Annotated in this window: 25 protein-coding genes and 1 pseudogene; 6 read left to right on the plus strand and 20 right to left on the minus strand. The window is 69.6% G+C overall.

Annotation, left to right across the window (positions count from 1 at the left end):
- Positions 1-11: 11 nt before the first annotated feature.
- The 5 genes and pseudogenes from lepB to ACFY0P_RS36650 all read left to right on the plus strand — a co-directional run.
- A complete protein-coding gene (gene lepB / locus ACFY0P_RS36630; protein ID WP_388923312.1) occupies positions 12-797 on the plus strand; it encodes a signal peptidase I in 786 nt (261 codons plus the stop codon).
- Positions 787-1,293, plus strand: a complete 507-nt coding sequence (locus tag ACFY0P_RS36635) for an NUDIX hydrolase (RefSeq protein ID WP_388923315.1) — start codon at positions 787-789, stop codon at positions 1,291-1,293. Before lepB ends, ACFY0P_RS36635 begins: the two co-directional genes overlap by 11 nt.
- 56 nt (positions 1,294-1,349) lie before the next feature.
- A complete protein-coding gene (locus tag ACFY0P_RS36640) occupies positions 1,350-1,658 on the plus strand; it encodes a DUF2469 domain-containing protein (RefSeq protein WP_008745401.1) in 309 nt (102 codons plus the stop codon).
- 144 nt (positions 1,659-1,802) lie between these two features.
- A complete protein-coding gene (locus ACFY0P_RS36645; RefSeq protein ID WP_388923318.1) occupies positions 1,803-2,189 on the plus strand; it encodes a YraN family protein in 387 nt (128 codons plus the stop codon).
- A gap of 1 nt (position 2,190) precedes the next feature.
- Positions 2,191-3,189: pseudogene (locus ACFY0P_RS36650) on the plus strand (ATP-binding protein); the annotation flags it as partial.
- 1,032 nt (positions 3,190-4,221) lie between these two features.
- Here the strand turns inward: ACFY0P_RS36650 and ACFY0P_RS36655 are convergent.
- From ACFY0P_RS36655 to ACFY0P_RS36665, 3 genes are all read right to left on the minus strand, one after another.
- Positions 4,222-4,683, minus strand: coding sequence for a glycine-rich domain-containing protein (locus ACFY0P_RS36655; RefSeq protein WP_388923321.1), 462 nt, complete (start codon positions 4,681-4,683; stop codon positions 4,222-4,224).
- 120 nt (positions 4,684-4,803) lie between these two features.
- Positions 4,804-5,283, minus strand: coding sequence for a hypothetical protein (locus ACFY0P_RS36660; protein WP_388923324.1), 480 nt, complete (start codon positions 5,281-5,283; stop codon positions 4,804-4,806).
- Positions 5,280-5,720 (minus strand): ATP-binding protein, encoded by a 441-nt coding sequence (locus ACFY0P_RS36665; RefSeq protein ID WP_388923327.1) that lies wholly within the window; start codon positions 5,718-5,720, stop codon positions 5,280-5,282. The genes ACFY0P_RS36660 and ACFY0P_RS36665 overlap by 4 nt, the downstream gene beginning before the upstream one ends.
- A gap of 152 nt (positions 5,721-5,872) precedes the next feature.
- Between ACFY0P_RS36665 and ACFY0P_RS36670 the strand changes: the two genes are divergently transcribed.
- Complete coding sequence (locus tag ACFY0P_RS36670; protein WP_388923330.1) at positions 5,873-7,225, plus strand: transcriptional regulator; 1,353 nt, start codon at positions 5,873-5,875, stop codon at positions 7,223-7,225.
- A 62-nt stretch (positions 7,226-7,287) separates the two neighbouring features.
- Here ACFY0P_RS36670 and ACFY0P_RS36675 read toward each other — a convergent pair whose 3' ends face one another.
- The 17 genes from ACFY0P_RS36675 to ACFY0P_RS36755 form a co-directional block, all read right to left on the minus strand.
- Positions 7,288-7,551, minus strand: coding sequence for a hypothetical protein (locus ACFY0P_RS36675; protein WP_121891635.1), 264 nt, complete (start codon positions 7,549-7,551; stop codon positions 7,288-7,290).
- Positions 7,548-7,805: a hypothetical protein gene (locus ACFY0P_RS36680; RefSeq protein WP_388923334.1), complete on the minus strand. Its 258-nt coding sequence runs from the start codon at positions 7,803-7,805 to the stop codon at positions 7,548-7,550. The genes ACFY0P_RS36675 and ACFY0P_RS36680 overlap by 4 nt, the downstream gene beginning before the upstream one ends.
- A gap of 78 nt (positions 7,806-7,883) precedes the next feature.
- Entirely contained in the window at positions 7,884-8,801 is a 918-nt protein-coding gene (locus ACFY0P_RS36685) for a GH25 family lysozyme (protein ID WP_388923337.1), read from the minus strand.
- Positions 8,802-8,872: 71 nt separating this feature from the next.
- Positions 8,873-9,280 carry a hypothetical protein gene (locus ACFY0P_RS36690; RefSeq protein ID WP_388923340.1) on the minus strand — a complete coding sequence of 136 codons (408 nt, stop codon included), beginning with the start codon at positions 9,278-9,280 and terminating at the stop codon, positions 8,873-8,875.
- Between the two features lie 11 nt (positions 9,281-9,291).
- Complete coding sequence (locus ACFY0P_RS36695; RefSeq protein WP_388923343.1) at positions 9,292-12,486, minus strand: carbohydrate binding domain-containing protein; 3,195 nt, start codon at positions 12,484-12,486, stop codon at positions 9,292-9,294.
- 2 nt (positions 12,487-12,488) lie between these two features.
- Complete coding sequence (locus ACFY0P_RS36700; protein ID WP_388923346.1) at positions 12,489-14,699, minus strand: phage tail tape measure protein; 2,211 nt, start codon at positions 14,697-14,699, stop codon at positions 12,489-12,491.
- Positions 14,700-14,742: 43 nt separating this feature from the next.
- On the minus strand, positions 14,743-14,964 hold the full coding sequence (locus tag ACFY0P_RS36705) for a hypothetical protein (RefSeq protein WP_388923349.1): 222 nt from the start codon (positions 14,962-14,964) through the stop codon (positions 14,743-14,745).
- Positions 14,961-15,452: a hypothetical protein gene (locus ACFY0P_RS36710; protein ID WP_388923351.1), complete on the minus strand. Its 492-nt coding sequence runs from the start codon at positions 15,450-15,452 to the stop codon at positions 14,961-14,963. The genes ACFY0P_RS36705 and ACFY0P_RS36710 overlap by 4 nt, the downstream gene beginning before the upstream one ends.
- Positions 15,452-15,946 carry a phage tail tube protein gene (locus ACFY0P_RS36715; protein ID WP_388923354.1) on the minus strand — a complete coding sequence of 165 codons (495 nt, stop codon included), beginning with the start codon at positions 15,944-15,946 and terminating at the stop codon, positions 15,452-15,454. Before ACFY0P_RS36715 ends, ACFY0P_RS36710 begins: the two co-directional genes overlap by 1 nt.
- Positions 15,947-15,958: 12 nt before the next feature.
- Positions 15,959-16,390 (minus strand): minor capsid protein, encoded by a 432-nt coding sequence (locus ACFY0P_RS36720; protein WP_388923357.1) that lies wholly within the window; start codon positions 16,388-16,390, stop codon positions 15,959-15,961.
- Positions 16,387-16,737, minus strand: coding sequence for a hypothetical protein (locus ACFY0P_RS36725; protein ID WP_388923360.1), 351 nt, complete (start codon positions 16,735-16,737; stop codon positions 16,387-16,389). The genes ACFY0P_RS36720 and ACFY0P_RS36725 overlap by 4 nt, the downstream gene beginning before the upstream one ends.
- The gene (locus ACFY0P_RS36730; RefSeq protein ID WP_388923362.1) at positions 16,734-17,051 is read right to left on the minus strand and encodes a hypothetical protein; all 318 of its coding nucleotides are present in this window, start codon (positions 17,049-17,051) and stop codon (positions 16,734-16,736) included. Before ACFY0P_RS36730 ends, ACFY0P_RS36725 begins: the two co-directional genes overlap by 4 nt.
- Positions 17,024-17,440 (minus strand): hypothetical protein, encoded by a 417-nt coding sequence (locus ACFY0P_RS36735; protein WP_388923364.1) that lies wholly within the window; start codon positions 17,438-17,440, stop codon positions 17,024-17,026. The genes ACFY0P_RS36730 and ACFY0P_RS36735 overlap by 28 nt, the downstream gene beginning before the upstream one ends.
- A gap of 3 nt (positions 17,441-17,443) precedes the next feature.
- The gene (locus ACFY0P_RS36740; protein WP_388923367.1) at positions 17,444-17,728 is read right to left on the minus strand and encodes a hypothetical protein; all 285 of its coding nucleotides are present in this window, start codon (positions 17,726-17,728) and stop codon (positions 17,444-17,446) included.
- A gap of 2 nt (positions 17,729-17,730) precedes the next feature.
- Positions 17,731-18,738 carry a major capsid protein gene (locus tag ACFY0P_RS36745; RefSeq protein ID WP_388923370.1) on the minus strand — a complete coding sequence of 336 codons (1,008 nt, stop codon included), beginning with the start codon at positions 18,736-18,738 and terminating at the stop codon, positions 17,731-17,733.
- Between the two features lie 46 nt (positions 18,739-18,784).
- Positions 18,785-19,459, minus strand: coding sequence for a hypothetical protein (locus tag ACFY0P_RS36750; protein ID WP_388923373.1), 675 nt, complete (start codon positions 19,457-19,459; stop codon positions 18,785-18,787).
- Positions 19,460-19,541: 82 nt separating this feature from the next.
- Positions 19,542-19,718 (minus strand): Rmf/CrpP fold protein, encoded by a 177-nt coding sequence (locus ACFY0P_RS36755; protein WP_388923376.1) that lies wholly within the window; start codon positions 19,716-19,718, stop codon positions 19,542-19,544.
- Between the last annotated feature and the right edge of the window lie 2 nt (positions 19,719-19,720).

Raw genomic sequence — 19,720 nt, forward strand, 5'->3', positions numbered from 1 at the left:
GGTGCGGCCTCATGGGCGACAGCACGATACGTACGGCTCCGCGTGGCGGCGCAGGCACCAGCACGAGCGCGGCACAGGCCGGCGGCAGGCTCGGACAGCGGTTGTCCGGGATCGCCGTCGCGCTGGGCATCGTGCTGTTCCTCGGCGGGTTCGGCTGGGCAGCGGTGGTCTACCGGCCGTACACCGTCCCCACCACTTCGATGACGCCGACGATCGACGCCGGGGACCGGGTCCTCGGCCAGCGCATCGACGGCAGCGAGGTGCGCCGGGGCGACGTCGTCGTCTTTCGCGACAAGAGCTGGGTCACCAACGCGGATGTCGTCAAGCGGGTGGTCGCGGTCGGCGGGGACACGGTGGCCTGCTGCACCGACGGCAAGCTGACCGTCAACGGCAAGCAGATCGACGAGCCGTACCTGCCGGCGGGCACCCAGGCCGAGCTCCAGGGCTTCCCGACCGTCACCGTCCCGAAGGGCCGGCTCTTCCTCCTCGGTGACGAGCGCCAGGGCTCCCTGGACTCCACCGCTCACCTCACGGACGCGGCGCAGGGCACGGTGGCGCGCAGCGCCGTCAGCGCCCGGGTGGACGCCGTGGTCTGGCCGATGAAGGGCCTGCTCAAGCGCCCGACCGGCTTCGAGATCCTGGGCTCCCTCTCCCAGCCGGGCCCGCTGCGCATGATCGAGTTCATGATCGTGGCCGGTGGGGTGCTGGTCCTCGCGGGCGGCGCGTACGGTCCGGTCGCCAATCTGCTGGGCCGCTCCCGCACCCGTGCCCGCACGGAGGCCGCCGGTGCCCGCTGAGGCGCTGTCGGAGGACGGCCTGCGCAAGGTGGCCCGGGTGGTCCTGCTCGACCCCGAGGACCGCATCCTGCTCCTGCACGGCCACGAGCCCGGCGACCCGGCCGACGACTGGTGGTTCACGCCCGGTGGAGGCCTGGAGGGCGACGAGACCCGTGAGCAGGCCGCTTTGCGGGAACTCGCCGAGGAGACCGGCATCACGGACGTGGACCTGGGTCCGGTGCTGTGGCGCCGGACGTGCTCCTTCCCGTTCGACGGCCGCCGCTGGGACCAGGACGAGTGGTACTACCTGGCCCGTACGACGCAGACGGCCACCGAGGCCACAGGCCTGACCGAGCTGGAGCGGCGCAGTGTGGCCGGAGCACGTTGGTGGACGTGCCAGGAACTGACCCGGGCACATGAGACGGTGTATCCGACCAGACTCGCCGAGCTGTTCCGTAGGCTGCTCGACGAAGGTCCCCCCGCCGGGCCCGTCACCCTTGACACCGAAATCGTCTAGGGGCGTGCGGGACTGGCGCACAATGGTGGGATCGCACGGCTGAAGGGGAACATGCCATGAGCGCCGAGGACCTCGAAAAGTACGAGACCGAGATGGAGCTGAAGCTCTACCGGGAGTACCGCGATGTCGTCGGTCTGTTCAAATACGTGATCGAGACCGAGCGGCGCTTCTACCTCACCAACGACTACGAGATGCAGGTGCACTCGGTCCAGGGCGAGGTGTTCTTCGAGGTGTCCATGGCGGATGCCTGGGTCTGGGACATGTACCGGCCGGCCCGTTTCGTGAAGCAGGTCCGCGTTCTCACGTTCAAGGACGTGAACATCGAGGAGCTGAACAAGACCGACCTGGAGCTTCCGGGCGGCTGAGCCGGCCGTCGACGGCCGGCTCGCGTCGCGTGGGCGGGGGTCGCTCGGGCGGGTGACGAGGTTGTCCACAACCGCTGAGTAACTCACCAAGATCAACTTCTTGGCGAGGGATGCGTGACCGTTGGCGCCGGAGGTGGTGCCGACATGAACACGAATCAGGCACGCGTAAATCGGGCACGCAGCGCACTCGGCAGGTACGGCGAGACGCTGGCCGCACGGCGGCTGGCCGAGGCCGGTCTGACAGTCCTGGAGCGCAACTGGCGCTGCGGCAGGACGGGCGAGATCGACATCGTGGCGCGGGACGGGGACGTCCTGGTCGTCTGCGAGGTCAAGACCCGGCGGGCGGGCGTCTTCGAACATCCCATGGCCGCGGTCTCCCCGGAGAAGGCGCAGCGCCTGCGCGGTCTCGCCGAACACTGGATCCACGCCCACGGAGGGGCACCGCCGGGCGGCGTCCGCATCGACGTGGTCGGCGTGCTGCTGCCGCAGCGCGGGGCGCCCGTGGTCGAGCACGCCCGGGGGGTGGCGTGAGATGGGGTTCGCGCGTACCTGCTCGGTGGCGCTGGTGGGCGTCGAGGGCGTGGTGGTGGAGGTCCAGGCGGACCTGGAGCCCGGGGTGGCGGCCTTCACCCTGGTGGGGCTGCCGGACAAGAGCCTGACGGAGAGCCGGGACCGGGTCCGGGCGGCCGTGGTGAACTCGGGCGCCTCCTGGCCCTCGAAGAAGCTCACCGTCGGGCTGAGCCCGGCGTCCGTGCCGAAGAGCGGCAGCGGCTTCGACCTCGCGGTGGCCGCGGCCGTGCTCGGGGCGGCCGAGCGGATCGATCCCCGGGTGCTCGCCGAGATCGTGATGATCGGCGAGCTCGGCCTGGACGGCCGGGTCCGGCCGGTCCGCGGCATCCTCCCCGCCGTGCTGGCGGCCGCCGAGGCCGGGTACGAGCAGGTGGTGGTGCCGGAGACCGCGGTGCCGGAGGCCTCGCTGGTGCCGGGGGTGTCCGTGCTGGGCGTCCGCAGCCTGCGCCAGCTGATCGCGGTCCTCACCGACGAACCGGTGCCCGACGAGGAACCCGTCCCCGGCGAGATCCGCCCGGACCCCTTCCTCGCCGGGCTCGCCCTGCCCGGCATGGGTCTCGGCACCGGCGTGGTCACCGGCGACCACGCACCCGACCTCGCGGACGTCGCCGGGCAGCACGTGGCCCGGGCCGCCCTGGAGGTGGCCGCGGCCGGACGCCATCACGTCTTCTTCAAGGGCCCGCCCGGCGCCGGCAAGACCATGCTGGCCGAGCGGCTGCCCGGGCTGCTGCCCGAGCTGGGCCGCCAGGAGTCCCTGGAGGTCACCGCCGTCCACTCGGTCGCCGGGATGCTGCCGCCCGGCCACCCCCTGGTCGACAGGCCGCCCTACTGCGCCCCGCACCACTCGGCCACCATGGCCTCCCTGGTCGGCGGCGGAACCGGCCTGCCACGCCCCGGAGCGGTCTCCCTCGCCCACCACGGCGTGCTCTTCCTGGATAGAGCCTGCAAAACAAGCGGGCGGTCACGACGCACGGACAAGCAACGGCCCCGATACCTCGTTCGGAGGACTCGGGGCCGTCGTACCTGTAGGGAGCCGCGCCGCCCCCGCGGGGGATCGGGGGCGGCGCGGCCGATCAAGGAGAAAGGGCGTGTGTGCCCGCCTGCCGCCCTTTCTCGCGGTGGGTGGCCCATGTCCCGGCGGCGGCCGTGAGTGCGGCTCTGTGGGGCAGGGGGCGCGTTCGTTCCCAGTCTTCCCATGCGGTGTAGACCGTGCGCGCGAACATGGTGACGGTGTCAGGGACGGCGGCCCGGTATACAGGAACTTGTCGAGCGATCATCTCTGCTTGCTCTGGTGAGTGGCCGGCGGAGATGAGCCGGGGGATTGTCAGTGCGGTGTCTGCCCAAGCGGGGGCAGGGCAGGCAAGGGCCCAGTCCACGAGCACCAGCTCGCGTGTAGCGGTCACCAGCATGTTGTGTGGGGACATGTCCGTGTGCGCGAGCCTTCGGCCTTGCAGGCCGGCCGGAACGTCCTCGGGAAGGAACTCGGCCCACCGGGTGTGAAGCGGCTTCTTACGCAGAGTCTCGGGCCATGCCGTCTCGGATACGGCGATGAGTGTGCGCACAAGGGGGGCGAGATCATCGGACCCTGGAGTCAGGTCCGGATATCGCCCATCAACGTGTTCGTACCCGTAGAGCAGCCACCCGCCGGCGTCGACCTCCCACAGCGCGCGTGGAGCGCGTGGCGCGTACCGCGTGACCTGTGCCTCGTGGCGGTACACCCACCCCTGTGGGTCGTCTTGGGGGGTGCCCTTGACGAACGCTCGGCCTGATCGGGTGCGGATAGTGCAGGCGAGCCGGGACATGACGCCATGGGGCGCGGTCTCGGCCTGCTCGACCGGCCCTGTGTGGCGCTCGACGGCCGTCCGGGTCTGCGCTGGTAGGTCGTGCCATTCGATGCGGTCCACCCGCGATCTCCCGCGTTGGTCGTACAGAACGGGGCCTGCCCCCGGCCTGGCCACAGCGTGGCACAGACCGGAGGCAGACAACGGGGACGTCAGGGATGGTTCGGGCTGTCCGAGCAGTTCGCGTGGCACTGCGAGCACTCGGCGAGGTCCAGCTCGGGCCAGAACTCCATGTCGATCTCGTACCCGGCGAGGGTGATCGAGTCGACCGTTCGGGCGCGGAGGGCCTTGCCGCCCCCGTGCTCCTCCGGGTCGAGGTATCCGGGCTGGTGGTCCAGGAATCGGCCGAACGTCTTCTCGCAGAACTCCCGGTACGCCTTGGTGTGGAGCAGGAAGGTGTGCCAGAAGTCATCGACGAGAGGGGAGGGGCTGAGCGGCCTCGTGCTGTAGTCGCATGCGGCGAGGAACGCGAGCATCTGCCCGACGCCGCGGTCAGCCTTCTCCTCTGTCAGCTGCGGGAACTTGGCGCGCATGTTGTCGACCAGGGTTTCGCGCAGTTCCGTGCTGATCAACGTTCGCGCGTCGGTTGCAGAGCGTTCCTGTGCGGTGGTCACGTGCTTGCCTCCATGACTTGGGGTTGGGTGCTGGCACTTGCGGGACTCTCGGCCGGTTACGCTCGGCCTCAGCGGGTCGGCCCGGGGTCCAATCCACCTCGGGGCGGCCCGTCTGCCGGTTCAGCTGAGGCGTCGGCGGAGGAACGTCGTTCCCCACATGAGCTGACCGTGTTCGAGGCTGTCGGTGAGGTGCTGCATGGTCTCGGCCCTGTCGGCGCCCAATGAGAGAGGGCCCAACGTGAGATACAGCCGGCAACCGGCACCCGCGGAGACCAGGGCTAACCAGTCCGGTGACGGTTGCGGAACCGTCATCACGTACTGATCGTGCCCGTAGTCGAGCGCTACGCGCCCACGGCTGAGCATGAGCTGTCTGCCGACGGATGGTGCGGGCTGATCACCGGGGCCGAGGTGCAGCGCGGTTGCGAGGCGGTGCATGCCGTCCAGGACGGTTTCAAGGCTCTCGTTTCGGCGGCTTGGTCCGGGGTGCGTGATGAGTAACTGAGCGGTCGCTTTCGTGCCGTTACGGTGGATGCCGGTTGCGGCGGTCACTGTGGCGACGAATCCGGGGCCTGGGGGTATGTCGAGGGGCGGCGCGGTCATGATGCCTTCACCTCGGCCCACACGGTCTTGCCGGACAGCGCATCGGTGATTCCCCACTTGACGCACAGGGCGTCAAGGATGATCAGACCGCGTCCTCCTTCGCTCTCTGGTAACTCGGGACGTGGCCGTGGGCGGCGCTTCACAGGGTCTTGTACCTCCACTCGGGTTCGGGTGTCGTTGACGTCGAGTTCGAGTCGCATTGAGTCGCCGGAAGCCGTGCCGTAGCGGATGGCGTTGGTGACCAGCTCGCACGTCACCAGTTCCACCGCGTCGATGTACTCGGCAGATGCGTCCGGTAATTCGTACTCGAAGTGATCACGCACGAACTTTCGGGCGACGCCGGCTGACACGGCCTCACCCGCCAAGAGCAGCACCGGCGGGGGGCCGTCAGCGGGTGCGCAGCAGACGGGCGCGGCGGCCCGTCGTCGTTCGATCATGTGTCTCCCCTTACGGGTTGACCGTCCCGGCCCAGGGAGCGGACCGGATGGTTCGTCCGACTAGGCAACACGCGCGGCGCGGCTCGGGGTACCGTCGAGGGGGGTGTCGAAGGGTGTCGCTTTCGGTACCCACAGTCGTGAAGGGTGCGGGGATGACGTCACCGAATGAGGCTCTTGCGTACTGGCTTGAGCGTTCCGGGATCAGCCGGAAGAATCTCGCGCGGCGTGTGCAATCGAAGGCGCGGGAGTGGGGCCAACCCAACATTGCTACGAACGCAACGCGGGTACGGGGCTGGTTGGAAGGTGGAACGCCCCGCGCGCCGATCCCAGATTTGTTGGCCGCGGTGTTCTCCGACCACTTCGGTTTCCGGGTAACGACGTACGACTTGGGGCTCGGCGAGGGCAGTTCGGTCGACGCCGGCCTCGCCTACGACCCCAGTTTCGCGGTTACGGTGGAAGTCGTCGCCGACCTGGGGAGAGCTGACGTGGATCGTCGGAAGTTCCTTGCAGCCGCGCCGTTCGCGGCGGTGGCCGGGGTCGGTCCCTCGCGGGACTGGCTACTCAATACGCTTGATCAGGAACCGGAGCCGGGGCCGCGCGTGCGGCTGGAAGACGTGATGGCTGTCCGGAACATGTTCTCGACCTTCCAGCAAATGGACATCTTCCAGGGCGGCGGATCCGGGCGCCTGGTCCTGGCGGAGTACATGAACCAGCACGTCTACCCGCTGCTTCGGCGGTCGCATGACGAACAGGTGCGGTACGCGCTGTGCGAGGCCGCGGCGGAACAGACGTACCTACTGGGCTGGATGGCCTACGACAACGGGGAACACAGCGTTGCGCAGCGCTACTTGATCCAGTCGCTACGCCTCGCCGAAGAGTCGCGGAATCCGGCGCTCGGCGCGCACGTCCTCGCCGGGATGGCTGATCAGGCCACCCTCTTGGGCAACCCGCGCGAGGGCCGGCGCCTCGCGCAGGCCGGACGGCAAGGGTTGGCGAAGTCGTCGTCATCGGCCTGCCTCGCCGACCTGTGGTGTCTGGAAGCGCGGGCGCTCGCCATTCTCGGCGACAAGACGGCGGCGGCTCACGCGGTCGTGCAGTCGGAGAAAGCGGCCGAGCAGATCAACCTTTCCGAAGAAGCAGAGTGGGCAGCCTTCATCGACCCTGCGTACCTGCATGGCGAGCACGCGAACACCTTCCGGGACTTGGAAGACGCGAAGTCCGCGGAGGAACACGCACGGCGGTCCATCGACCATGCCCGGATGCAGAATCGGGCCCGTCGCGGCGCCATGTCGCAAGCGGCGCTTGCCGTGTCCCACCTCCAGCGGAAGGACCTCGACGCGGCGTACGCGGCCGGCATGCGCACCCTGCGGCTCACGGGGCGGGTGAAGAGTTCGAGGGCGGTCGAGGCCGTGCAGGATCTCACCCGCCGCATGGAACCCTTCGGCGGGAACCGTCTGGTCGCGGACTTCAAGGACCGGGCGCGCGAGCTGGTCGCCGCGGCGTAGGCCAGAGAACGCAGAGAACGCCCCCCGCACGGCCGTAAGGCCGTGCGGGGGGCGTTGTGCTTCTACTTGCCGAGTTGCCAGAGGGACAGGGCGAGGCCGGCCACGCTGACCAGGGCGGCGAGGGACGGCAGGGGCCAACGGCTGCGTTCGAGGGCGTCGAGGCGTTTCGCGTGTTCCTTGATCTCCGCGTCGGTCTGGTCGGTGCGCTGCACCAAGAGGGCGAGGGCGCCGTCTTGGCGGGTGAACCCCACCTCGATACTCCTGCGGATGCGTTCGAGTTCGAGGGCGACGGCGGCCGGGTCGGACGGCGGGGGCTGGGCGGTCACTCAGTGCCCCCTCCGTCGTCTGTGAGGCCGATACCGAACCGGTCGAGGAATGTCTCGACGGCGGGCAGGGCCATGATGCGCGCGAACCCGGCGGCGATGGTGGCGGCGGTCGGCGCGGCGGCGGCGAGCCACGGCAGAGCCTCGGCGAGGCCGTCGGTGTTGGCGATGGCGGCGGCGAGCAGGGGCACGACGGCGGCGATGGCGAGCAGGGTCTGAATGCCGGTGCGGATGGCTCGCTTGGCGGTGGGGCTCATGGGCGGTGCCTCGTTTCCGTGTGGGTGGGGTACGGCAGGGCCCGCCCTTGGCGTGGTGCCGAGGGCGGGCAGGGGCGGCTACTTGCTGTAGGCGAGGCGGAAGAGGTATGCCCACCCCTTCGGGCCGATGGCCGGGTCGGACTTCTTGCCCGCCGCGCGGTACTGCGGGTGCGCGTTGTGGAACTTGATCACGCCGGCCTGCGTCTGCGGGCCGTAGTGCGGCGACTCGGGCACGGACTTGGGCATGTAGCCGGCGGCCTTGAGCGCGCGCTGAAGCGTCACGGCGGGCGGCTTGGCCTTGTTCGGGGCGAGGCCGGCCGGGAACGCCGGCGGGGTGTACGGCTTGGCGTCGTCCTCGTCGGCGTCGCCCTTGGCCCACGTCTTGAGCGCGCTCGGGGACATGTAGCAGATGGACCGGTCGAGCGGGGTGGAAGTGAACTGCCAGAACGTCACGGCACGGCCGGACGGCGCGGGCCGGGTGTGCTTGTCGGCCTCGGCGTACGTGTCGACGCTCGCGCCCGGGTACGCCGGGTACCACAGCGGGACGCCGGTCGGGACGCGGCCGGCGGCGATGTCCGACGCGCTCGTGTAGACGCCGACGCGCTGCCCGGGGAACGCCTTCTGTACGGCGGCGATCCACGCGGACGCGTACGCCCTGATCTGGGCGGCGGTCTTCCCGTTGTAGTTGCGGCCGTCCGAGTAGCGTTCGAGATCGAGCCAGTGAAGGAATCCGGGGCCGGCGTACGCCTTGACGGCGCTGATGTAGTTTGCGGCCTCGACCGCGGCGGACTGATTCGGCCACGCGAAGTGATACGCGCCCGGTATCAGGCCGGCGGCCTTGATGCCCTTGATGTGGGTCGCGAACCGAGCGTCGCGGCCCTTCTGCCCCTCGCTGGCCTTGGCGAACGCGAAGGTGAGGCCGTCGGCCTTGTGCTTGGTCCAGTTCTGCGTGGACTGGTAGGCGGACACGTCGATACCGCGCGAGGTGCTGGTCATACGGGGTGCCTCCTGGGCATGAAAAAACGCCCGGCGCGGTGCGCTCGGGCGTACGGGTGGGGTGGTGGGGGTTAGGCCCCGGTGATGAAGGTTTCGGAGATGCGGATGTTGCGGCCGGCGGGGGTGGCGGTGGCGTAGCCGACGCTGCGGATGGTCACCAGGCCGGTGGTGCCGATGGTGGCCTCGCCGGCTTGGGAGCCGTCGCCCCAACTGGTCGAGACGACGCCGAGCGGTCGGTAGCCGTCGGGGAGGGTGCAGGCGAGGGTGTCGCCGATGTTCTCGCTTGCCGAGGGGGCGGCTATGTCGGTAGCGACGGTGATCACTAGCTCGACCTGTGTGATTCCTCCGCACTTGCGGCCGACGAAGCTGGACAGGGTGAACCCGGTTGCGGCGACGGCGCCGGTTGTGGTGATGACCGGGTCGGGTCCTTCCATGAGGCGGCCGGCGGTGATGGTCATGCCGGGCTGCCATGCGGTCACGCTTTCTCTCCTTACAGGGCGACGGTGGCGGGGTAGGCGAGGCGTACGTCTGCGCCGGCCGGCTGCGGTTTGACGATGCCGTTGACGGAGCGCGTGACGGTCATTGCCTGCGGGCTGGACGCGTACGACGTCACGGCGATGAGGTGGATGCCGTCGGCGTAGATGAGCAGGCCGGATGCGGGGGTGCCGGCGCAGGTGAGCAGGATGCCGGCGCGGGCGGCGGTGGCCGGCGCGGTGAACACCGTGTTGTACAGCTCCCACACCCCGACGCCGGGAACGCGCGTGTTCGAGGTGGTGCTGAGGAACGTGCCGGCGGAGTTGTACCAGTTGACCGAGATCGAGACGCCGGCGGTGAACGCTTGGGCTGCGTACACCCAGCCGGCCGCGCGGTATTGGGCGCCGGCGGTCACCGTGACGCTCTTCGCCTCGAACCGGGGCGTTGCGGCGCCGTTGGTGGTGAGCAGGCATGAGCGGGTGCCGGTCTTGGCCTGCGCGGTCGAGGTGCTGATGGTGCCGCCGCCGAACGCGGTCCACCCGGTGATGCCGGCCTCGAAGTCGGGGTTGTCGTTGAGGACTTGACCCACGGCGGTAACCGTCATGATCTCGCCGCCGACCCGAATATCCCACGGGGCTTCCGCCGGGTCCGGTGTCCACAGCAGGCCGGCGTTCACGGCCACGCTGAGCACCGTGTCGGCCGTGCCGACCGCGGCGGCGAGCGCGCTGCCGTCGGTGTCCGCCTTGCCGAGCACCACGTCGCCGGCGGCGGCGACCGACCAGGGGCCGGCCGGCGCGCAGGTGTAGGTGATCGTCCACGCGCGGGGGAGGAAGGTTTCCGCCCAGCCGTCGACGAGCAGGTCGACCGTGCCGCCGCCGGTGAAGCGCTTGGGCAGGTTGATGATGCGGATCTTGTCGCCCTCGTGCAGGTCGAGGACGCCCGGAATCAGTTCAGGGAACTTGTGCAGGTACAGGGTCACGGACGGGTACCGGCTGTCGTCCCAGGTCGAGACGTGAAGTAGCCAGTTCGCCATGGGCTCGGTCTGCTCATCCGTCGCCAGATTCAGCGTCACCGAGTCGTCGACCAGGCCGATACCGTCGGGCGGGTCGAGCACGGACAGGGCGCCCTCGTCGAGGGTCGCGGTGCCGCTGGAGCCGCCGTCTCGCTGCACGGTCCATTCGTTGCGGATCGTGTCGTCCTCGACGGGCTCGAACGGCGGTGCAATGTGGCCGGCCGCGTAGTCGAGGACGAGTTTCGGGGCCTGGTTGTACAGACTCGCCCGCGTCCGATACAGAAGCTGCCGGCGGTCGGCGGTCTCGCCGAAGATCCCGCCGTCGGTGTTGGCGCACTCGCGCAGCAGGTCGAGCAGGGAAAGCGCGCGCTGTGGGCCCATGGGCACGGTGTCGTCCAGGTTGCCGGTGATGGCGAGGGAAACGCCCTCTTCCTGGCACAGGCGGCGCATGCGCGCGCCCGCGGTCTCGCCGGACCATGCGGTGATGGCGTTCTCATAGCCGAGGTTGTCGGCCGTGGGCCATGCGGTGATGTGGCCGAGGACCATGCCGGCGAGGTCGGCCGCGTAGCCGTCAGCAGGCGAGGCAACGGCCGTGGGGCGGCCGATCGTCGCGGTCAGTGAGTCGTTGGCGGCGACGCCGTTGCCGTCGAAGGTGACCCACCCCATGTGCCACGCGATGGAACTGCCGCTCTGTACGACGTTGAACTCGGCTTTGATCCACTTGCCGGCGATGGTGGAGAGGGTTCCCCAGACGTACGACTTGGTGGTGAGGGTGGTGCCGTCGTCGTCCCTGGCGATGACCGTGAACCCGGTGCTGTTGGCCTGGAGAAGCCACTGTGCGACCGTGCCCGTGGACAGGACGCGCATATAGGTGCGCATGGTGGTGTTGACGGTGTCGATGCGGAACAGCCACTGAACGCCCCACTCCGTCGGCGTGCTGACTGGGGCCGGTATCCGGCCGAGCATCGTGCACGGCTCACTCGTGGTGGGGTTGAGTACGGGCAGCGCGCCGGAGGCGGGAACGCTGGTGTCCTGCGCCCAGCGCACCCCCCGCAACTTCAACGGGGTGATGCGGGCGAGCGGCGAGACGGCTTGACTGGCCGAGACGCCATCTTCCAACGGCCAGTAGGCGAGCGGCTTGTAGGAGGGGATACGGCGCCGTAGCGCGGACTGAAGCGACTTCTTGCCCTGCCCGAACCGGCGCAGGATGCCGCCGGCCTTGACCGACACCCACCCATCCCGCCCGGACGTCTCCCACTTCGCCGGCCACTCCGGCACTTCGCCCTCGAACCGCGTGATGCGGTCGGTGATCTGCGCCCCCGCGGCCACCGTCCACACACGGCCGGCCGAGTCCGTGAACGACGTCGCGCCGACCGCCTGCGCGGTGAAGTCGGGGGCCGCGACGACCGTGCCGCCGATGCCGCTGCGGACCTCGGCCTTGTACACGGTGCCGGCCACGGGCCCGCCCGGTGTCGAGCCGCCGGTCTGCTGCGGTGCGATCGACAACGGCGCGGTGCCCGCGAAGATGCTGATGGGTGCGGGTCCGATGACATCGGTACTGAACTGCACCCAGGGGCCGGCGAGGGAGGTTGCCCAGTACAGGCGCAGGGTGAATCCGCCGGCGCCGTTGTCGGCGTCAATGGTGGCGCGGACCGCGGCGCGGCGCGGCAGGTCGCCGGGCAGGCTCGCGTATCCGCCGCCGTCGATGGTGGTCCCGGCGCTGGTGGTGTTGAAGATCAACCGCCCGTTCTGAAGACGCAGGTTGTACGAGCGGTTGCCTGCCGCGCCCCACTTGCCGATCAGGAACTGAGCGCCGGCGGCGTACCAGTCCGCCTCGCCCTCCCATCGGACGTCGATGTCTGCGGTGATGTCGAGGGCTGCGGCGTCGGGGGTGGTGGCGGAGTCTGCGGCATCCGCGAGTTCGAGATGGACCGGGCCCCCAGGCAGGGTGAACCGAAACGGGGTGTTGCGGTTGAACTGGCCGTAGAACGTGCCCTCGGCGTTGCGCGGGGTGTACGTGCCGTCGACGTTGCGGAACGTCGCCGAACACGCCGAGGGGTCCGCGGCGTTCGACTTGTACGGGCGCCCCCGCGTGTGGGAGATGGGGTCACGGGTGTACAGGTCGCCGGTGACGTTCACCCACGTCTGCCCCATGCGCAACTCGCCCTTGAGGCTGAGCGGGGTGTCGGGGAATGCCACGGTTATGCGCTCCTTCCTGTGACAGCGAACTGGACGTTGCCGCCGCGGACGTTGACCGCGTCGCGGAACACCGACAGCAGGAAGTCACCGACGCGGGAGCCGTCTGAGGTGAAGGTGATGACCGGGCGCGCGCCCGAGCTGCCCGACGCGCTCGCGGTCTGCGCGGCCACGTTCGCGGCCGTGGCCTGTCCTGCGGTCGGCACAGACACGAGATTGGACATGGCCCGGTCGACCGCGCCGGAGCCAGATTCGATGCCGTCGACGACGCCGGCGGGAATCCACCGACCGACCTCGCGCGCCATCACCTTGGAGGGCGACGCGATGCCCAAGGCTTTCGCGACCGGTCCGGGGATGACGTCCTTGGTCCAACCGATGATCTTGTTTCGGAGCCAGCTACCCATGGACACGATGCCGTTCCACAAGCCGCGGACCACGTCCGTGCCCTTGCCGGTCAACAGGCCCTTGAGCGAACCGATGCCGTTCGAGATCTTGGCGGGCAAGCCCCGGACCCAGTCGACCATTTCCATGGCCTTGGTCACGGTGGCCGTTTTGATCGCCGACCAGTGCTTGACGATCAGGCCGAGCAGCGTCCAGTTAAGAAACGCCTTGTAGAGCAGTCCGGGAATGCTCCTGACCCAATCAACTATGGCTGTCCACCACTGAACCGCGGTCTTCTGAATTGAGGACCAATGGCTGATCAGTAGACCGATTAGCGTGAAGTTCATGAACGCACTGATCATCGCGTCCTTGGCCCAGATCAGTTTGCCGACGATCCAATCCCAGATATTGAGCGTCCACTGTTTGATCTGGTCCCAATAGGTGATGACCAGCACGACCAGGGCGGCAATGGCCATGCCGATCCAACCGGCCGGGCCGAGACCCACAATCCATGCCGCGGCCATCTGTGCGCCGGCGATTGTCGCCGCCGCGCCGATAGCGGCGAACGCGGCGCCGATCACTACCGCCGCAACGGTGAACTCGGTCTTGTGCTTGCCGACGAAACCGAAGAAGTCTGTCAAGATCGGGACGACATTGTTACCGAGGAATTCGACGAGGTTCTGTTGCATCGAATTCTTGAAGGCCGTGAGCTGTGCGCCGGCGTTGTCGCGCAGGGTGTTGCCGAGGTTGTCGGCCGCGCCACCCACGTCGCCGAGACCCTTTGCCGCGGTGGTCGGGTCCATCGCGAACAACGCTTTACCAAGGTCTTCGGCCTGTGTTCCGAACAGGGCGGTTGCCGCGGCGCTCTGCTGTACCGGGTCCTTGATCGCGCGCAGGCGGTCAAGGGTGGTGTCCAGTGCCGCGGTGGCGGACTTGCCGCCCTTGCCGAACTTCGCGGCCATGTCCTGAGCGTTCAGGCTGAGTGCCTGAAAACCGGCGGCCGTAGTCGCGGAGCCGTCGACCGCGCGGATAGAGAATTCCTTGATGGCGTCCGCGGCGATATCGCTATCACGGGCACCTGCTTGGATCGCCTGATTCATCAGGCCAACGGCCGTCGCGCCATCCAATCCCGCTTTACGGAATTGCGTGCCATATTCATTGAAGGTATCGACCAAGTCATCGGCTTTATTTGCCGACGACTGGAATCCGGCCGTGAGGATATCGAATGCTTCGTTGGCGCTTGACGCGAGGCCGGTACGCAGCATCTGAGAAACGGCGTTGGTGACACCGCCCAAATCTTGATCGAAGGTATTCGCGAGGTCGGCGACCTTCGTCGATATCGATTCGATCTGCGCGTTTGTCGCGTCCGGCGGGAGCAGGCCGGCGCCCATGGTCGCTTTGATCGCGTCCGCGGCGCCCTGGAAATCCTCGGTGACGGCATTGGAATACAGCTCGCCCGCTATCTCGCCGTACTTCTTCGCCTCGGCCGGCGTCGCCCCCAACTGTGCGCCCAGCTTGGCCGTGATCTGCCCTTGGTCCATGGCCTCGGTCAGACCGGCCATGAGGGCGGCGCCGAGTGCCCCGCCCACGACGCCCATGGCAAGCCCCTTGAGCTTGCCCGTCAGGGTGTCGCCGGCCTGCTCGGCGCCGTCGCCGGCGGCCTCGTCGAGGCCGTCGCCCAGTGCGCTGCCGGCGTCCTCGCCGCCGGCGCGGGCGCGGTCGGTGATCCGGGCGAGGGCGGTGCGCAGACGGTTTTGGAAGCTGTCGAGGCCGTGTTCGGCCTCGCTGTCGTCGACGGTGATCGTGGCGGCCAGCTCGCCGACGGTGAGCGCCATACGCAGGCCTCCTCATCACAGGGGCCGCGGTAGGCGGCGGTGTTCAGTTGTGGAGATGCTTCGGCTTCGCCTTGGGCGGTGCCGGGGGCGGGTTGAACAGGCGGTTGATGCGGCTGTCGGCGGACAGTAGGCCGAAGATCCGCACGCGGAGCCATCGCCAGGAGCGGTTATCGAGCAGGCCGGGCGCTCCGACGTCGAGGCCGTACACCTCGTGTAGGTCGGCCTCGATCAGGGGCCACTCGTCGAGGAGCTGGGCCCAGGTCACTTGCGGCGCGCGCCGCTGCCCCTTGCGCCGCGGCGGTTGTCCGGGCGCGGTCTCGTACCACTCGTAGAGCCCCGAGACCGGGTCGAACTCGCCGCGCCCGATGGGGCCTTGCGGCGCTGTTCCCGGTTCGGGGCCAGACGAGAAGGGGCGCCGCCCGAGTTCCAATAGGCCTCGGCGCGGTCCTTGTCCTGCATGATCCACACCATGGCCGTGACGGCGGCGTGCTTGAGCGTGGGCCACTCGACGCCATCGGCGACCATCTCGGCGTGCGCGCTGCCGAGCACGTCGCGGTACATGTCGCGTTCGGCGGCGTCGGCCAACATCTCTCGGTCGACCTCGCCCCCGTCCGCGGCTGCGGCGGCGGCCTGCATGATGCTCTGCACCCGCAGACCGGTCGCCGCGGACGGGGCGGGCACGGTGTAGACCTTGCCCTTGATCGGCAGAGACAGGGAGTCGTCGAGCAGGTTGCCCAGTTCCTTGAAGGCCATTACGAACCACTCCCCGCGAGCGGGTTGGTGATCGCGGTCTTCGCGCCCTTGCCGGTGAGCGTGACGCCCACCGAGTCGAGGTCATCGGTGGCGCCCCCGTCGGGGTCCCACGTCACCAGGGCGCGGCCCTCGTAGGCGTCGGCGCGGCCCTCGCGGTCGTACCAACGCACGTGCACGGTCGCGCCGCTGCCGAAGCTCTCGGCGGCAAGCCTCAGCTTCTCCTGAGCGGCGTTGAACGCCTTCGTGGTCGGGTGGTAGCGGTGCAATAGCGTCAGCTCGATCGACCACGCAAGCTGAGTGACCGTGCTGTCGGCCCACCCGCTGTCTTCGTACGTGGTGGAATCCTGCTGTGTGGGGTCGACCGCCGGGTCGAAGTCCTGGATGCCGGGCACGATCACCCACGAGGGGGTGCTCGTCGAGCTGGTGTCGAGTTCGAGGCGGTACCGGCGTGCGAGTGCGGTCTCGGTCTCGGCCGGCTGTACGGGGGTGGACAAGGGACGGTCCTCCTACTCAAGTCGGGGGTGCGGCCGGTGGGCGCGCACGGCGTAGTTGCTGGTCCGCTCAAAGCGGCCGGCCGGGTCGACACCGAGCGGAGCGGCGGACTGGCGGGTGATCAGCACGACTCGGGCCGTGCCGAACAGGAACGGGCCGGAGTTGTGCAGCACGTCGAACACCGCGTCGTCGAGGGCTGCGACCTCGCGCGGGTCGGGGCCGGCGCGGGTGCGTACCTGCACGTAGACGGTGGTGTCGGTGAGAGTCTGCGCGTTGGCCGTGTCGTAGGCGGTGAGGACAACGGCGCGGTCCGGCTGGTCGGGCATGACGGTGTCGGTGATGGCGGTCTCGGTCGCCTTGTACACGCCATCGGGCCGGTAGGTGGCGACGCCGGCGGCGTCGAGCGTCTTCGCCAACCCGTCCACAAGGTCAACAAGGAAGGTCACCGGAGCGACCGCCGGACCTGGGCGGCGATGATGTCGGTGATTGTGCCGTTCTCTTCGTGCAACGGTCCTTCCAGATACTTCGCGGTCCGGCCGTGGTCGTGGCGGTACGTCAGTTCCTCGTGCTGCCGAACGGCGTACGGGGTGTCGTAGGAGACGGCGGCCGTGACGGACTGCTCGTCGACGGAGACCACGCCGGAACGCTCCAACGTGCCCTCCTCGATCGGCACTCGACCGCGGGAGACCTGCAACAGGTGCTCGGCGCCGAGTTGGACGCCCCGCAACGCGCCCTCGCGCATGCGACCGAGGGCGGCGGCGCCGTTCCATGTGATGCGTCCGCGCTGGGTCATTCGCACATCACCTCCGTCGATTCAGGGGCGCCGAGGCCCGGGGCGGTGTGCTCGGTCAGGCTGATGACGGTGGTGGTGCGCCCGTCCGGGAGAGTGATGCGGGACCCCGGCGGCGCGGTGAGGCCCGGTGCGGCGTAGACCTGCGCGGTGCTGACGACTTCGGCGCCGGTCGCGTCGCGCACGCGCTTGACGGTGCCGGTGACCAGGGCGCGCACTTCCTCGCCGGCCGCGTACCGGGCGCCGTACGCGCTGGTGCCGAGATACGCCTCGACGGTGATCCGGTGTCTCAGTAGCCACCGTGGCAGTGCGGGCACTCGCCGATCACCCCCGGGAGCAGGCCGGCGCGGTTGAGGGCGCGGTGCGCGCGGTCGGCGAGGTCGACGGCGCCCGGGTAGATGGGCCCGCCGCGGGGCCCGGACAGAGACACCGGGCCGAGGCTTACGGACGTCCAGCGGCCGGCGGCCCCGGTGCCGGTGTCGCCGGTCTCCTGCCAATACTCGATCTGCGCACAGACGGCGTCGGACAGGGCCTGTGTCACCTCGGAGTGGGTGGGCATGCCGGCGGCGTCGGTGCAGTAGACGGCGGTGAGTAGGGCCTCGTCGATGTCCTGGGACGCGCGGGCGAGGAGACGGCCGGCGTCCGTGGGGGCCGGCTGCCCGGTCCATGCCGCCAGTTGCTCGGGGGTGGCGTAGACGCGGGCCACAGCTCACCCGCCGTACTGCTCGGTGAGCTGCTCCTTGGTGAGCTGCTCGGCGGTGGCCTCGTCGGCGCCTTGTGTGAGGGCGTAGGCGACCCATTCGGCCTTGGACGCGGAACGGGCCGGAGGCTTGGTGTCCTGCGGCCCGTCCTCGTCGCCCTCGACGTCGTAGCCGTGGCGTCTCGCGTACGCGATGACGGCGGGGTTGCTGGTCTCGGCGCGGCCGTCCTCGAAGATGACGCCACCGACGCCGGGCCCGCTGTAGCCCTGAACGGGCGCGGTGATGGTCGCCATGGTCAGGCCACCTTGATGTTGCGGAACACGGCGGCGGCCTTGGTCGCTTTGAGCGCAACGGCGACCGGGCCCATTTCGACCTCGCCGCGCTTGACGGCGCCGGCGGTGGTGAAGTCGGGCAGGTAGCTGGACACGATCTGTCCGCCGGCGGTGGCCACGGCGTGGAAGCCGTCGAGGCCGGCCCGGTAGGCGTAGAGGTCCGTGAGGTTGGTCGCGGCGGTGCCGCCCACGGTCCGGTTCTCCACGGGGATGATCGGGTTGTTGGTGCCGGCCTTGGCGCCCGGGTCGGCGAACACGATGTTGCCGTACTGCTCGCGCTCGATCGGCCGGCCGTCGGCGCCGAGCAGGCCGTCGACGGGGTTACGGGTGTACATGCCGGCGCGGCGGGCGGCGGCGCGCACGCGGGCAAGCGCCTTGGCGTTGCCGAGAACGATGGTCGGCGCACCGTCGAGCAGAGACAGGAACTCGTCGAGGGCATCGAGCGCCTGGTGCACCGTGGCCGGGTTCGTGTCGAAGTTCGACCAGTCGGTGACCTGGGCGGCGCGGTACTCGGTGTCGGTGCCGGTGAGCGCCTTGTCGAGGCCGTCGAAGCCGTTCGCGTCGACCGCGACGTCACCGTTGACCACGGCGTCCTGAAACTGCGTCGAGGTCGCCTTGATCTTCTGCGCCATGTTCAGCGCGACGGACCCCGACGCGGCCGGGCCGATCTGCGCAATCACGCGGTCGACCGAGAACGACCCACCGAGGACGGCGAGGTCAACGCTGTACTTCTGGGTGGTGACGTTGCTGTCGGTGTACTCGCTGTTGAGTGCGCGGAAGCTCGCGGTCGGCTGGGTGATCAGGCGCCGGTACCCGTAGGTGAGGGTCGCGCCCCCGCCGGCCGGGTTGACGGCCTGGTCGAACTGGAGGGAATCGAGGACGGCGGACGACTTGCGGAACTCGTCGATGACCTGCACGTCGAGGTCATCCTGTGCGTTGTTCTTGGCCTCGGCCAGAGAAACGGCGGGCATGGGCGGTGCTCCTGTCTACGGGCCCGGTCGGGCAGGGGTGGGATGATCAGCCGGTCGCGGCGAGACGCGCCGCAATGGCCTGGTCGAGCGTGGTGGGCTTGCTGTCGCCGGCCGGGTTGGCATCGAATGCGGCGCCGCCGCGGGCCGGGCCGAGGGTGAGGGCGAGGTGCGGGTTTGCCTGCACGGCGGCAGCGATGGCGGCGGTGACGGCGGTCGCATCGGCCGGGTTCACCTGCGCCATGGCGTCCATGAACGCGCGGGAGTCGAGCAGGCGGCCCACGTCGGCGCCGGCGACCGGCGCGGCGGCGATCACGGCGGACTGCGTGGCGAGCTGCCGGGCGGCATCCTGCCCGCCGGTCACGGCCTGCTGCGCCCACTTCGGCAGACGGTTGACGTCGCCCTCGGCGGCCGGGGCCTGCGGCGCGGGCGCGGCCGGTGCGGTGGGCGCTTGCGGGACCGCGGCCGGCTGCTGGGCGCCCTTGATCATGTCCTGGGCCCACTGGGGCAGGCTCGCGATGTCCTGCGATTCCGGCGCGGGCGGAGCCGGCGCGGTCGGTGTGGCGGGGGTCTGAGGCGCGGCCGGAACGACGGGCGCGGCCGGGGCCGGGGCGACGGGGGCCGGATTCTGCGGTGCGGCCGGCGCCGCGGGGGCGGTGAGCGCAGCCGGGGCGGTCGGTGCTGCCGGCGCGGCGGGAGAGTTCGAGGGGGTCGGCTCGGGCATCGGGGGTCCCTTCCTGGGGTCGCGGGCATGCAAAGGGGGCCCGCGGTGGCGGGCCCCCTGGGGATGGTGTGGTCGGTGAGTGCTACGTATCGGCGTCCTCGTCCTGGTCGGCGACCGGACGGGAACGGGCATAGCCCTTGATCCATGCCGTACGGAGCAGGGAGGTTGCGGGGTACGGGCACGTGGTCGGCTCGTCGCCGTTGCGTGCGGCCTCGGCGCCTGCCAGAACGGCGCGCACGATGTCCTCGCGGGTCCCCACGG

This window comes from Streptomyces sp. NPDC001714, from assembly GCF_042892755.1.
Lineage (GTDB): Bacteria > Actinomycetota > Actinomycetes > Streptomycetales > Streptomycetaceae > Streptomyces.